Source organism: Pseudomonas sp. KnCO4 (genome assembly GCF_045344305.1).
Classification (GTDB): Bacteria; Pseudomonadota; Gammaproteobacteria; order Pseudomonadales; family Pseudomonadaceae; genus Aquipseudomonas; species Aquipseudomonas anuradhapurensis.
The window spans coordinates 1,183,177-1,195,776 of record NZ_CP174199.1; the positions used below are offsets into that span (position 1 = coordinate 1,183,177).

At 65.7% G+C, this 12,600-nt stretch carries 13 protein-coding genes; 9 read left to right on the forward strand and 4 right to left on the reverse strand.

What is annotated here, in order from left to right; translation table 11 throughout:
- Positions 1–18 precede the first annotated feature (18 nt).
- Positions 19–432 (reverse strand): DUF4398 domain-containing protein, encoded by a 414-nt coding sequence (locus tag ACJA3S_RS05550; protein WP_406821101.1) that lies wholly within the window; start codon positions 430–432, stop codon positions 19–21.
- A 271-nt stretch (positions 433–703) separates the two neighbouring features.
- Entirely contained in the window at positions 704–1,048 is a 345-nt protein-coding gene (locus tag ACJA3S_RS05555; RefSeq protein WP_406821102.1) for a pilin assembly protein, read from the reverse strand.
- A 150-nt stretch (positions 1,049–1,198) separates the two neighbouring features.
- Here ACJA3S_RS05555 and ppc point away from each other — a divergent pair, with 150 nt between their 5' ends.
- From ppc to ACJA3S_RS05590, 7 genes are all read left to right on the forward strand, one after another.
- Positions 1,199–3,826 carry a phosphoenolpyruvate carboxylase gene (gene ppc, locus ACJA3S_RS05560; protein ID WP_406821103.1) on the forward strand — a complete coding sequence of 876 codons (2,628 nt, stop codon included), beginning with the start codon at positions 1,199–1,201 and terminating at the stop codon, positions 3,824–3,826.
- A gap of 257 nt (positions 3,827–4,083) precedes the next feature.
- Positions 4,084–4,734, forward strand: coding sequence for an adenylate kinase (adk, locus tag ACJA3S_RS05565; protein ID WP_170028579.1), 651 nt, complete (start codon positions 4,084–4,086; stop codon positions 4,732–4,734).
- A 143-nt stretch (positions 4,735–4,877) separates the two neighbouring features.
- Positions 4,878–5,552 carry a tRNA (adenosine(37)-N6)-threonylcarbamoyltransferase complex dimerization subunit type 1 TsaB gene (gene tsaB, locus ACJA3S_RS05570; RefSeq protein ID WP_406821104.1) on the forward strand — a complete coding sequence of 225 codons (675 nt, stop codon included), beginning with the start codon at positions 4,878–4,880 and terminating at the stop codon, positions 5,550–5,552.
- A 130-nt stretch (positions 5,553–5,682) separates the two neighbouring features.
- Positions 5,683–5,973 carry a hypothetical protein gene (locus ACJA3S_RS05575; protein ID WP_406821105.1) on the forward strand — a complete coding sequence of 97 codons (291 nt, stop codon included), beginning with the start codon at positions 5,683–5,685 and terminating at the stop codon, positions 5,971–5,973.
- A gap of 3 nt (positions 5,974–5,976) precedes the next feature.
- Positions 5,977–6,846, forward strand: a complete 870-nt coding sequence (locus ACJA3S_RS05580; RefSeq protein WP_406821106.1) for a DUF72 domain-containing protein — start codon at positions 5,977–5,979, stop codon at positions 6,844–6,846.
- Positions 6,847–6,874: 28 nt separating this feature from the next.
- Complete coding sequence (locus ACJA3S_RS05585) at positions 6,875–7,705, forward strand: oxaloacetate decarboxylase (RefSeq protein WP_406821107.1); 831 nt, start codon at positions 6,875–6,877, stop codon at positions 7,703–7,705.
- Positions 7,705–8,394, forward strand: coding sequence for an extensin family protein (locus tag ACJA3S_RS05590; protein ID WP_406821108.1), 690 nt, complete (start codon positions 7,705–7,707; stop codon positions 8,392–8,394). The genes ACJA3S_RS05585 and ACJA3S_RS05590 overlap by 1 nt, the downstream gene beginning before the upstream one ends.
- A 10-nt stretch (positions 8,395–8,404) precedes the next feature.
- Here the strand turns inward: ACJA3S_RS05590 and ACJA3S_RS05595 are convergent, their stop codons facing one another.
- Positions 8,405–9,025, reverse strand: a complete 621-nt coding sequence (locus ACJA3S_RS05595) for an energy transducer TonB (protein ID WP_406821109.1) — start codon at positions 9,023–9,025, stop codon at positions 8,405–8,407.
- Between the two features lie 103 nt (positions 9,026–9,128).
- Here ACJA3S_RS05595 and ACJA3S_RS05600 point away from each other — a divergent pair, with 103 nt between their 5' ends.
- A complete protein-coding gene (locus ACJA3S_RS05600; RefSeq protein WP_200626752.1) occupies positions 9,129–9,905 on the forward strand; it encodes a class I SAM-dependent methyltransferase in 777 nt (258 codons plus the stop codon).
- A 138-nt stretch (positions 9,906–10,043) separates the two neighbouring features.
- Here the strand turns inward: ACJA3S_RS05600 and ACJA3S_RS05605 are convergent, their stop codons facing one another.
- Positions 10,044–10,685 (reverse strand): TetR/AcrR family transcriptional regulator, encoded by a 642-nt coding sequence (locus ACJA3S_RS05605; protein WP_170028593.1) that lies wholly within the window; start codon positions 10,683–10,685, stop codon positions 10,044–10,046.
- A gap of 169 nt (positions 10,686–10,854) precedes the next feature.
- Here ACJA3S_RS05605 and ACJA3S_RS05610 point away from each other — a divergent pair, with 169 nt between their 5' ends.
- Positions 10,855–12,585: a ShlB/FhaC/HecB family hemolysin secretion/activation protein gene (locus ACJA3S_RS05610; protein ID WP_406821110.1), complete on the forward strand. Its 1,731-nt coding sequence runs from the start codon at positions 10,855–10,857 to the stop codon at positions 12,583–12,585.
- Positions 12,586–12,600 lie beyond the last annotated feature (15 nt).

The window sequence follows — 12,600 nt, forward strand, 5'->3', positions numbered from 1 at the left end:
AGGTTGGCGGGGCAGGGCTCACTGAGCGCTGCGCAGGCCTTCCTCACGTACGTCCTGAACGCCCTGGCGGGCATCCTGCACGGCCTTCTGGGCCTTGGCCGCCTGTGCCTTGCGTTCGGCGAGGCGGGCGTCCCACTCGGCCTGCTCGGCCAGGCGCCTGGCTTCGTCGTACTTCTTGTCGTGCATGGCGATTTCGGCCTGCTTGAACTTGTCCTGGGCCGCCTTCATTTCCACGGCGGCGAACTCGGTGCCGCCAGCGCTGACGGCAGAGTTCACGGCAGACTGGGTCACCGCATACTGCTCGGTCGGCGGGTTGCCTGCACAGCCGGCCAGGACCAGGCTACTGCCCAGGGCCAGCGCGGCCAGCCTGAACCCGCGCACCTGCGTGGATGACGGTTTGCTGATGCGGGTTTTCTTGATGGTCAGTTCCATTGGATCACTCCTGTTTACGACGTTGTCCGTAGCAGTCCATCGCTATTCCCTGACATCCGCGCGCTTCAGCTCAACGGTGCACAACGCCGGGGTGCAGGGTTTTAGCGTGATCGCTATTGGCTGTGACTGGGTCGTTTTTCGGATAGTTCAGAAAAAAGTGCCGTTTTCAGGCAACTATTTCTGACTGATCGGTCAGCGCTGGGGTGACCGGAACTTTCTCTTGCGGCTGCAGTATTCCGGGCCTGAGCAGGCCCGGAACAGGCCGCAGAAGTTATTTGCCACTGTCATCCGCAGGGTTGCTCAGGTCGTGCAGGTGCTGCCGTGACAGGGAAAGGAAACGCGGGGTAGGGCCGATGTCTTCGTACAACGGGTCGCCTTCTTCGTCGGTGGCGATGACCTGGCGGCCTTGCACGTAGGGGAAGCTGGCTTCCAGCTCTTCGAGCGCGGCAGCGACCAGTTCACCGAGCAGTTCCTCTGCGGTGCGCTTGGGGTACATGTCGATCAGCGCGGCCAGGCGCGCTTCGGATTCCAGGTCCAGGTGCAGGACATGGCCGGTGCGGCTGAGAGGGCCGGCGGCGTTCTGTTCCCAGTGCTGGGCAAGTTCACGGATTTTCATGATGGCCTCTGTTTGCGCCTGCTGGTGTGCATGGCATGGGAGTGCTGTGCTTTCACTTTAGTTTGCTTTGCCCGACCATGGCTTGCCATTGCCGCCCGGCTGTGGGCACTCTTCGGCAGAGGTGCCCACAGCTGCGGCGGAGAAAGGCCAATGACCGATATCGATGTGCGTTTGCGAGAAGATGTCCATGTGCTGGGTGAGCTGCTTGGCGAAACCATTCGCCAGCAGCATGGCGAGGCGTTCCTGCAGAAGATCGAGGACATCCGCCACAGTGCCAAGGCCGACCGCCGCGGCGCTGCCGAACAACTGAGTTCGACCCTGGCCGACCTGGCCGAAGAAGACCTGTTGCCGGTGGCCAGGGCCTTCAACCAGTTCCTCAACCTGGCCAACATGGCCGAACAGTACCAGCTGATCCGCCGCCGTGATGCCGATCAACCCGAGCCGTTCGAAGCCCGGGTGCTGCCGGAGTTGCTGGCGCGCCTGAAACAGGCGGGCCACAGTGACGATGCCCTGGCCCGGCAGTTGGCCAAGCTCGATATCCAGCTGGTGCTCACCGCGCACCCCACCGAAGTGGCGCGCCGTACCCTGATCCAGAAGTACGACGCCATTGCCGGCCAGTTGGCCGCCCAGGACCACCGCGACCTGACCGCAGGCGAACGCCAGCAGGTGCGCGAGCGCCTGCGCCGGCTGATCGCCGAAGCCTGGCACACCGAGGAGATCCGCCGCACCCGGCCGACCCCGGTGGACGAGGCCAAGTGGGGCTTTGCGGTCATCGAGCATTCACTCTGGCACGCCATCCCCAGCCACCTGCGCAAGGTCGACAAGGCCCTGCTGGAGGCCACCGGCCTGCGTCTGCCGCTGGAAGCCGCACCGATCCGCTTCGCCTCGTGGATGGGCGGCGACCGCGATGGCAACCCCAACGTGACCGCAGCGGTCACCCGCGAGGTGCTGTTGCTGGCGCGCTGGATGGCTGCCGACCTGTTCCTGCGCGACATCGATGCATTGGCCTCGGAGTTGTCCATGCAGCAGGCCAATGCGGCGCTGCGCGAGCGGGTCGGCGACAGCGCCGAACCCTACCGGGCGGTGCTCAAGCAACTGCGCGAGCGCCTGCGGGCAACCCGGGCCTGGGCGCATGCGGCGTTGGCCGGCGGTCAACCGGCCGGTGCCGATGTGCTGGTGGACAACCGCGAGCTGATCGCACCGCTGGAGCTGTGCTACCAGTCCCTGCACGAATGCGGCATGGGCGTGATTGCCGAAGGCCCGCTGCTCGACTGCCTGCGCCGCGCGGTCACCTTCGGCCTGTTCCTCGGCCGCCTGGACGTGCGCCAGGACGCCGCCCGCCACCGTGATGCGCTGAGCGAAATAACCGACTACCTGGGCCTGGGCCGCTATGCCGACTGGGATGAAGAGCAGCGCATCGCGTTTCTCCAGGCCGAGCTGAACAACCGCCGGCCACTGTTGCCCGCACATTTCCGGCCACAGGCGGACACTGCCGAGGTGTTGGCCACTTGCCGGGAGATCGCCGCTGCGCCAGCGGCCTCGCTGGGCTCCTACGTCATCTCGATGGCGGGTGCCGCTTCGGATGTGCTGGCGGTGCAACTGCTGCTCAAGGAAGCCGGGCTGACCCGGCCCATGCGCGTGGTGCCGTTGTTCGAGACCCTGGCCGACCTCGACAACGCCGGCCCGGTGATGCAACGCCTGCTAGGCCTGCCGGGCTATCGCGCCGGGTTGCGCGGGCCCCAGGAAGTGATGATCGGCTATTCCGACTCGGCCAAGGACGCCGGTACCACCGCCGCGGCCTGGGCGCAGTACCGGGCCCAGGAAGAGCTGGTGCGCATCTGTACCGAGCACCAGGTCGAGCTGTTGCTGTTCCATGGCCGCGGCGGCACGGTTGGCCGCGGCGGTGGCCCGGCCCATGCGGCCATCCTGTCGCAGCCGCCGGGGTCGGTGGCGGGGCGTTTCCGCACCACCGAGCAGGGCGAGATGATCCGCTTCAAGTTCGGTTTGCCGGGCATTGCCGAGCAGAACCTCAACCTGTACCTGGCCGCCGTGCTCGAAGCCACCTTGTTGCCACCGCCGCCGCCGCAGCCGGCCTGGCGCGAGGTGATGGACCAGCTGGCCGCCGATGGCGTCAAGGCCTACCGCAGCGTGGTGCGTGACAACCCCGACTTCGTCGAATACTTCCGCCAGGCGACGCCGGAGCAGGAACTCGGGCGCCTGCCGCTGGGTAGCCGCCCGGCCAAGCGTCGCGCCGGAGGCATCGAAAGCCTGCGGGCGATCCCGTGGATCTTCGGCTGGACCCAGACCCGCCTGATGCTGCCGGCCTGGCTGGGCTGGGAAACGGCGCTGAGCAACGCCCTGGCCCGCGGGCAGGGCGAACTGCTGGCGCAGATGCGCGAGCAATGGCCGTTCTTCCGCACCCGCATCGACATGCTCGAGATGGTCCTGGCCAAGGCCGATGCGCAGATCGCCGAAGCCTACGACGAACGTCTAGTGCAACCGCACTTGCTGCCGTTGGGCGCGCACCTGCGCGACCTATTGTCGCAGTCGTGCCAGGTGGTGCTCGGCCTGACGGGGCAGCCGGTGCTACTGGCGCACAGCCCCGAGACGCTGGAATTCATCCGCCTGCGCAACACCTACCTGGACCCGCTGCACCGCCTGCAGGCCGAGTTGCTGGCCCGCTCGCGCAGCCGCGAAGCCGCTCTGGACAGCCCGTTGGAGCAGGCCTTGCTGGTCACGGTGGCGGGTATCGCGGCGGGCCTGCGCAATACCGGCTGAGGGCCGGCGCAGGGTAACCCGGATGCAGGCCAGGCATGCCCTGCAGCTGTACGAGGAGGGCGGTTGCGCCGGGCGCAACCGCCAGCCAGGCAAGCCGTAGGTGGCGCATTCCTGCAACTTTGGGACGCTTGTCTGGCTGCCGGGCGCTGTGTATCTTGAGCAGCCTTCTGACCGATTTATGGTCATACCCGATTTTCCGGACTTGGCCCTGGTCGCCGAATCCATTGAATTTCATAAAAAAATTTGAGGAGCACGAGATGCGCGTAATTCTGCTGGGAGCTCCCGGGGCCGGTAAAGGTACTCAGGCAAAGTTCATCACCGAAAAGTTCGGTATCCCCCAGATTTCCACCGGTGACATGCTGCGTGCCGCCGTCAAGGCCGGTACCCCGCTGGGCCTGGAACTGAAGAAAGTCATGGATGCCGGCCAGCTGGTCTCCGACGAGTTGATCATCAGCCTGGTCAAGGAGCGCATCGCCCAGCCTGATTGCGCCAAGGGCTGCCTGTTCGACGGCTTCCCACGTACCATCCCGCAGGCCGAAGCCATGGTCGCTGCCGGTGTCGACATCGACGCCGTGGTCGAAATCGCCGTGGACGACGAGGAAATCGTCGGCCGCATGGCTGGCCGTCGCGTGCACCTGGCCTCGGGCCGCACCTACCACATCCAGTACAACCCGCCGAAGGTGGAAGGCAAGGACGACGAGACTGGCGAAGAGCTGATCCAGCGCGACGACGACAAGGAAGAAACCGTTCGCCATCGCCTGTCGGTCTACCACAGCCAGACCAAGCCGCTGGTGGACTTCTACCAGAAGCTGTCGGCTGCCAATGGCGGCAAGCCGAAGTACAGCCACATCGAAGGCGTCGGTTCGGTCGAAGCCATCACCGCCAAGGTCCTGGCAGCCCTGAGCTGATCAGCGCCTGTCGCACCCGACCACGGCCCGCTTGCGGGCCGTGGTCGTTTTCGGCTGAGGCCGCACGGCGGCCCTTTAGGGACACGACGCCGCCACTGTTCTATACTGCCGCTCTTTTTTCTTCGCACCTGGATACCTGTTCGATGACCACCCTGCTGGCCCTGGATACCGCCACCGAAGCCTGTTCCGTCGCGCTGCTGCATGACGGCAAGGTAACCAGCCATTACGAGGTGATCCCGCGCATGCATGCGCAGAAGCTGCTGCCGATGATCAAGCAGTTGCTGGCTGACGCTGGCGTGGCCCTGAATGCGCTGGATGCCATTGCCTTTGGCCGCGGCCCGGGTGCGTTTACCGGTGTGCGTATCGCCATTGGCGTGGTCCAGGGCCTGGCCTTCGCCCTGCAGCGCCCGGTGTTGCCGGTGTCCAACCTGGCCGCGCTGGCCCAGGGCGCCTTGCGCGAGCAAGGCGTGCAGCAGGTGGCTGCCGCCATCGATGCGCGCATGGACGAGGTGTACTGGGGTTGCTACCAGGCTACGGCGGGCGAAATGCGCCTGGTCGGCCACGAAGCGGTGTTGCCACCCGAGCAGGTGGCGCTGCCGGTGGGCAGCACTGGCGAGTGGTTCGGTGCCGGTACCGGCTGGGGCTATGCCGAGCGCCTGGCAGCGCAAGTGGCGGCGAGCAATGCCGTTGCCTTGCCCAATGCCGTGGATATTCTCAGCCTGGCCAGCTTCGCCTGGGCGCGCGGGGAGGCGATTGCCGCCGACCAGGCGCAACCGGTGTACCTGCGCGACAACGTGGCGACGCCGAAAAAATTCTGAGTGCTGTTCGTCGGTTAGCGCCGACAGCCGAAAACCTTTTGCGCGATCTGTGGTCCAGTTATCACTCGAGCATTAGCGATGGATTCCTGATGCTGCTAAATTGCCATCATCGATCCTGAGTGCTGATGCCATGCGTATCGACGGTTTTACCCCGCAGTCCTACCCGCTCAAGCGCACGCCACGCAAGGCTGCAGTGCGTGACGAGGCCATCGAAGATGCCGAGCTGGTCGAGGAGGCAGAAGCCACCCCGCAGGAAGCCACTGCACGCCGCCGTAGCGGTGGCCTGCCGGCCCGCCAGCAGGACATGATCTTCCCCCGTGCCCGCGACCGTCGCACCGCCACGGCGCTGGCCAGCTACCTGAGTACTGCCGGTTTTACCGACTGGGACATGGATGTACTGGGGCTGGACCTGTACATTTGAGGGATGACGCCATCCCCCCTGCCTTATTTTCTCGGTTGTCCGTCCTGGAGCGAAAACGCCTGGCGTGACTACCTGTACCCCGCCGATGCCAACAGCAATGAAATGCTTGGCTTGTACAGCCAGGTGTTCAACGCGGTCGAGGGCAATACCACCTTCTATGCACGCCCGGCCCCCGGCACCATCGCCCGCTGGGCGCAGGTCATGCCCGCACATTTTCGCTTCACCGCCAAGTTTCCCCGGGATATCAGCCACGCCAGCGACCTGCGTGAGCAGCTGGAGCCTGCCTGCGACTTCACCCGCCTGATGGCCCCGTTGGGCCAGCGTGTATCGCCGTACTGGCTGCAGTTGCCAGCGCAGTTTGGCCCCGCACGGCTGGGTGAGCTTTGCCAGTTTCTCGATCAAGCTGGGGTGCCGGTGGCGGTGGAAGTGCGCCATCAGGCTTTCTTTGCCAAAGGTGAAGAAGAGCGGCTACTCAACCGCCTGCTGCACGAGCGTGGCGTGGAGCGCATTTGCCTGGACCCGCGTGCGCTGTTCAGTTGCACCTCGCGCGACCCGGCGGTACTGCACGCGCAGGCGAAAAAGCCCAAGGTACCGCCACGCCCCGCAGCGTTCAGCCAGCACCCCCAGGTGCGCTTCATCGGCCATCCGCAGCTGGAGGCCAACGAGGCGTTTCTCACCCCCTGGGTGGCCAAGGTGGCCAGCTGGATCGAGGAGGGCCGCAGCCCCTACGTGTTCCTGCACACTTCGGACAACCGCCTGGCTGCTGCCCTGGCCCAGCATTTTCACCAGCGCCTGATGCGCCGCCTGCCAGGCCTTGCCGCGCTACCGGAATTGCCGCGTGCGCCCGAGGTCGAACAACTGGGGCTACTATGAGCACTCCCTGACTGCCGGAGGTTGAACCATGGATGTGCAAACCCTGCGAGCCGAAGCCTTCAAGGCTTTGCATGAGCGTGACAGCGCTTTCGTCATCCCCAACCCCTGGGATGCCGGCGCTGCCAAGCTGCTGGCCAGCCTGGGCTTCGAAGCGCTGGCGACCACCAGTGCCGGCCTGGCTTTCAGCCTGGGCCGGCCCGATGCCGAAGGCGCCTTGAGCCTGGACGATACGCTGAGCAATGCCGGCGAAATCGTCGACGCCACGGCATTGCCAGTGGCGGCGGACCTTGAAAACGGCTTCGGCGACCTGCCGGAAGATTGCGCCCAGGCCATTCTGCGCGCTGCCGAAGTGGGCCTGGTGGGCGGTTCCATCGAAGATGCCAGTGGCCGTAGCGATATGCCGATCTATGACCTCGGGCTGGCAGTAGAACGTGTGCGCGCAGCCGTGCAAGCCGCGCGTAGCCTGCCGTTCCCGTTCACCCTGTGCGCCCGCGCCGAGAACCTGTTGCACGGCCGCCTGGACCTGGACGACACCATCCAACGCCTGCAGGCTTATGCCGAAGCCGGCGCCGATGTGCTCTATGCGCCCGGGCTGCGCACTGTCGAGGAAATCCGTGCGGTGGTACAAGCCGTTGCGCCACGGCCGGTGAACGTGCTGATGGGCATGGCAGGCGTGCCGCTGAGCGTCAACCAGCTGCAGGACCTCGGTGTGCGCCGTATCAGTGTCGGCTCGTCGCTGGCCCGCGCCGCGCTGGGGGCTTTCCACCGGGCCGCGCTGGAAATTCGCGAAGAGGGCACGTTCGCCTACGCTGAGCAGGCCTTGCCGTTCGCCCAGCTCAACGAGCTGTTCCGCCGCTGATGAGGGCAGCGCTGGCGCTGCTGGTCGGCCTGCTGGCGCTGGCCGGCCTGGCCTGGCAGTTGGGCTGGCGGCTACCGTCGGTGTGGAACCCCTGGGCTCCGCTGGACGTGCGCCAGCCGCCCAACCTGCTGACGCCGTACAAGCTGTCACGCCTGCGGGATGACCCGCTGCTGTGTCGCCAGGCGCTGGCAACCAGCCGCCTGCGCTACCGCGCGCAAGCCGACAGCCCAGCGTCGGCCGACTGCCCGCTGCACAACGTATGGCGCATCGAAGGCGGCCAGGCGCGGCTGAGTAGCAGCTTCCTCGCCAGTTGCCCGCTGGCAGTGGCCTACGCGCTGTTCGAGCAGCACGGCTTGCAGCCGGTGGCGCAGCGGGTGTTGGGCCAGCCGGTGACGCAGGTCGATCACCTGGGCAGTTTCGCCTGCCGCAACCTGTATCATCGCAAGCAGGGCAGCCTGAGCCAGCACGCCACGGCCAACGCCCTGGATATCAGCGGTTTTCGCCTGCAGGATGGTCAGCGTATCGTGCTGGCGCGTAACTGGCAGGCGGGCGGGCGCAAGGCGGACTTCCTGCGCGAGCTACAGCAGGCGGCCTGCGACAGTTTCAGCACGGTATTGGGGCCAGACTACAACGCGGCGCATCGTGACCACTTTCACCTGGACATGGGGCGCTGGCAGGTGTGCCGTTAGCCTCGGGCGCTCAGGCGTGTACGCGCACGTTGTTCAGCACCACCGGGCGCGCCCAGTGCAGGTCGAACGCCAGATCGGTCTGCTGTTTGGCCAGGGTGCTGTCGTCGAACGGTTCAGGCGCCGGGTCCAGCAGGTCGGTCTCGAATTCGGCGATGGGCAGGAACAACGGCCGCGGGGCAGGGCCCGGGCCTGGTTCGGCAAGCGGCTGGCCCTGGCTCATCACCACCGGGCGTAGCCAGCTGTTGCTGATATCCAGCTGACGCTGCTGCTCGATCAGTTCGACCGCGCTGAATGGCTCGGGAGCGGGCGGCAGCAGGTTGGCTTCGAGTTCGGCCTTGGGCAGGAACAACGGCTCGGGCGGTGCCACCACGGTGTCATGCACCGGGCAGGCCCGCTGGGCGTCGATCAGCGCCAGGGCGCGGGCGCCACCGATGGGTTCGCCGCTGTCCTGGTCGTAGCGGACGAACGACTGGCTGACGCTATCCGCTGGCTCATCCTGCTGCTCGGCCATGGCCCGGGCAAAAAAATCCTGCCACAGGTGGCTGACGCCCCCGAGTGCCTGGGTATTGTGCTGACTGTAGTTGCCGACAGGCGACAGGTAGGTCAGGCCGATGGGAAGAGTATCTGTCATGGCAGTCGCGCGCGTTGTGCTCTGGCAGAATAGCGGAATATTGCCTGTATCGGCCGTGATGGCCGATACCTTAATGGCTGGGTTCAATTTTCAGGTGTGAATGATGGAAGAGCAGGGCACAGGTATCCGGGTCGAGGCACTGTCGGCGGAATTCGAGGCGCAAGCTGCGGTGTGGGCCGAACGCCTCGGCTTGCCGCTGCACGACGAGGCCGCCGGCTTTGCCGTGCAGGTCGGCGTCGATGGCCTGCAGATCCAGCAGTTGGGCCCGCAGGCCCCGGGCCCGGTACGGGTGGACTTCGTCGAGGGCCAGGCTGCGCACCGGCGCCAGTTTGGCGGTGGCACCGGGCAGATGATCGCCAAGGCCGTGGGTATTGCCCAGGGGGTACGGCCGCAGGTACTCGATGCCACCGCCGGTCTGGGCAAGGACGCCTTCGTGCTGGCCAGCCTGGGTTGCCAGATGACCCTGATCGAACGCCAGCCACTGATTGCCGCGCTGCTGGAGGACGGCCTGGCGCGGGCCCGGGCCGATGAAGAGGTGGCGCCGATCGTCGGCCGTATGCGCCTGCTGACCGGTAATGCCATCGAGCGCATGCGTGCCTGGGAAGGGGAGGCGCCGCAGGTGATCTACCTCGACCCGATGTTCCCGCACCGCGACAAGAGCGCCTTGGTGAAGAAGGAAATGCGCGTGTTCCGGCCACTGGTGGGCGACGACCTGGACGCCCCGGCCCTGCTCGAAGCGGCACTGGCGCTGGCCAGCCACCGGGTGGTGGTGAAGCGCCCGCGCAAGGCGCCGATCATCGACGGGCCGAAGCCGAGCCACAGCCTGGAGGGTAAGTCGAGCCGGTACGACATTTACCCGAAGAAGGCGCTGAAGGCCTGAACCCAAGGGCTGCAATACCCCTGTAAGAGCGGCCTTGCGTCGCGATGGGGCGCGCAGCGGCCCCCGGTCTACAGCTTCGCCACAAACACAGCCGGGGCTGCTTAGCAGCCCTTCGCGACCAGGCCGCTGCGCTGGGTATCAGGGGCGAAACGCCCGCAAGAACACCCCGACCACCTCGCGCACATGAGCCTCGGCCTCGTCGCCCTCCAGCGGCCCCGCACAGCCCAGCAGCAAGCGGTAGTCCGGCGCGCCCTTGACCAGGCAGAAGAAATGCTCCGCCGCGCGCCGCGGGTTGTCGACACGTAGCAGCCCGCGCTCATGCGCCCCGCGCAGCAGCGCTTCCATCCCGGCCAGTACGCGCTTGGGCCCGGCCTCATAGAAATACTCGCCGAAGCTGGGGTCCAGGCTGCCCTGGGCCATGATCAGGCGGCACAGCTTCACGGCTTCATCGCTGCTGACCAGCGCCTGGAAACCGCGGGCGATAGTCAACAACACCTCTTCCACCGCTGCCCCCTCGGGGTATTCGAACAGCAGGTCGGGCAGCTGCAACTGACAAGTGGCCATGACCGCCGAGCAGAACAAGGTCTGCTTGTCGGTGAAGTGGCTGTACACGGTGAGTTTTGAAACACCTGCCGCCGCAGCGACCGCATCCATGCTGGTGTTGGCATAACCAAGGCTGAGGAACAGCGCCTTGGCTGCCTCGAGAATCGCCTCGCGCTTGGCCAGGTCCTTGGGCCGGCCCGGGCCTATGGGTGCGTCGTGGGACATGGGAACCCGCATTTTTTCAAAAGGTTGCTCATCTTACCGGCTCGAACGGCTTGCGGCTGCAGGTAAAACCCTGGAACAGGAAAGTCATGCCATGCGTCGATGTCTGGTTGATATCAGATTGCAAGCCTAATAGCATCATCGGCCGTTTTTGCCCTACCGCTTTGCTTTCGAAGGATCGAACATGCTTTCCCCCTCCCTGCGCCCGTGTGCCGTTGGCCGGCTCGCATGCGCCCTGTTGGCCATTTTCGTGGGTGCCGCCAGTGCAGCGCCGATGGGCACACCCGGCGACCAGGACCTGATTCGTGAGCGCCAGAACCGCCTGCTGGAAGAGCAGCAACGGCGTCTGGAACAGTTGAAGGAGCTGCCTGGCAAAGGCGCCGAAACGGCCGCGCCGGCCAAGCCCGTCGACAGCCGATGTTTTCCGATCAGCGATATCGTGCTGGACGGCGCCGATGCGCTGTCTTCCTCGGAGCGCGAGCGCCTGCTCAAACCCTATCTCGGCCAGTGCCTGGGTGTCGCGCAGCTGAACGCGCTGCTCAAGGACATCACCGACCTCTACCTTGGCAAAGGCCTGGTCACCAGCCGCGCCTACCTGCCCCAGCAGGACCTGTCCAGCGGCCACCTGAGAGTCATCGTGGTGGAGGGCCGCCTGGAAGGCCTGAAACCGGCAGCAGGCAGCAAGCTGTCGGCGCGCGAACTGGGCATGAGCTTTCCTGGCCGGGCTGGCGACCTGCTGGACCTGCGCCAGATCGAGCAAATGGTCGATCAGCTCAACCGCCTGCCTTCCAACCAGGCGCAAATGGAGTTGACCCCGGGCAAAGCGGTGGGTGGCAGCGAGGTGGTCGTGCGCAATAGCCCACAAAAGCCTTGGCGCGTGGGCCTGTCGCGCAGCAACGACGGCCAGCGCAGTACCGGTGAGCAGCAGTGGGGCAGCAGCCTGGAATGGGACAGCCCGTTGGGCCTGGCCGACCAGCTGATGCTGCGTGGCAGTCACGATGCCATCAGCGACCACCAGAAAACCTCGCACAGCGCCATGCTCTACTACAACCTGCCGTTCGGCTGGTGGAACCTCAGCTACAGCTATAGCCAGAGCGAGTACCGCTCGCTGGGCGAGGCTTCGGGGTTCAATTTCAAGCAGACCGGTGACAGCCAGAACCACCAGCTGCGCCTGGAACGGGTGATCCACCGCGATGCCCAAAGCAAGACCTCGCTCAACACCGGCCTGAGTTACCTGCGCACCAACAACTTCATCGAAGACAGCAAGCTGGACACCAGCAGCAACCGCCTGAGTGAAGCGCAGTTCGGCATCAACCACGGGCGGCGTCTCGGCAACGCCTTCGTCAACTTCGACCTGGGCATGCAGGACGGCATCGGCGCCTTCGATGCCCAGCGCGAAGACCAGCGCAGCACCACCGGCAAGCGCCAGCCCAACGCCCGCTACCGCAAGTACACCGCCACGGTCAGCTACCTGCAGCCGTTCACGCTATGGGGTGAGCAGCTGGTGTTCAGCAGCCTGGTCACCGGCCAACGCAGCGAAGACCTGCTGTTCAGCCCGCAACGCATGAGCCTGGGCAGCCAGTCGTCGATCCGTGGTTACAAGGACCAGAGCCTCAATGGCGACAGTGGCTACTACTGGCGCAACGATGTGCGCTGGAGCCGGCCGGTGGCCTGGGACTGGTTGCGGCCGGTGCTGACCGAGTATGGCCTGGGCCTGGCCTACGACGTCGGTGCCATTCGCCATGATCGCTACAACAGCGGGCAAAGCGGCCGGCTGTCCAGCGATGCAGTCGAGCTGTTCGCCCGCGGCAAGCACCTGTCCGCCAGCGTGACCTTCGCCCACTCGCTCGAGCGCCCCGCCGCCATCGAGGCGCGGGAAACGCCGGTCTACTTCCGCCTGGACTTCTTCCTTTAACACCGTTTTTCCCGA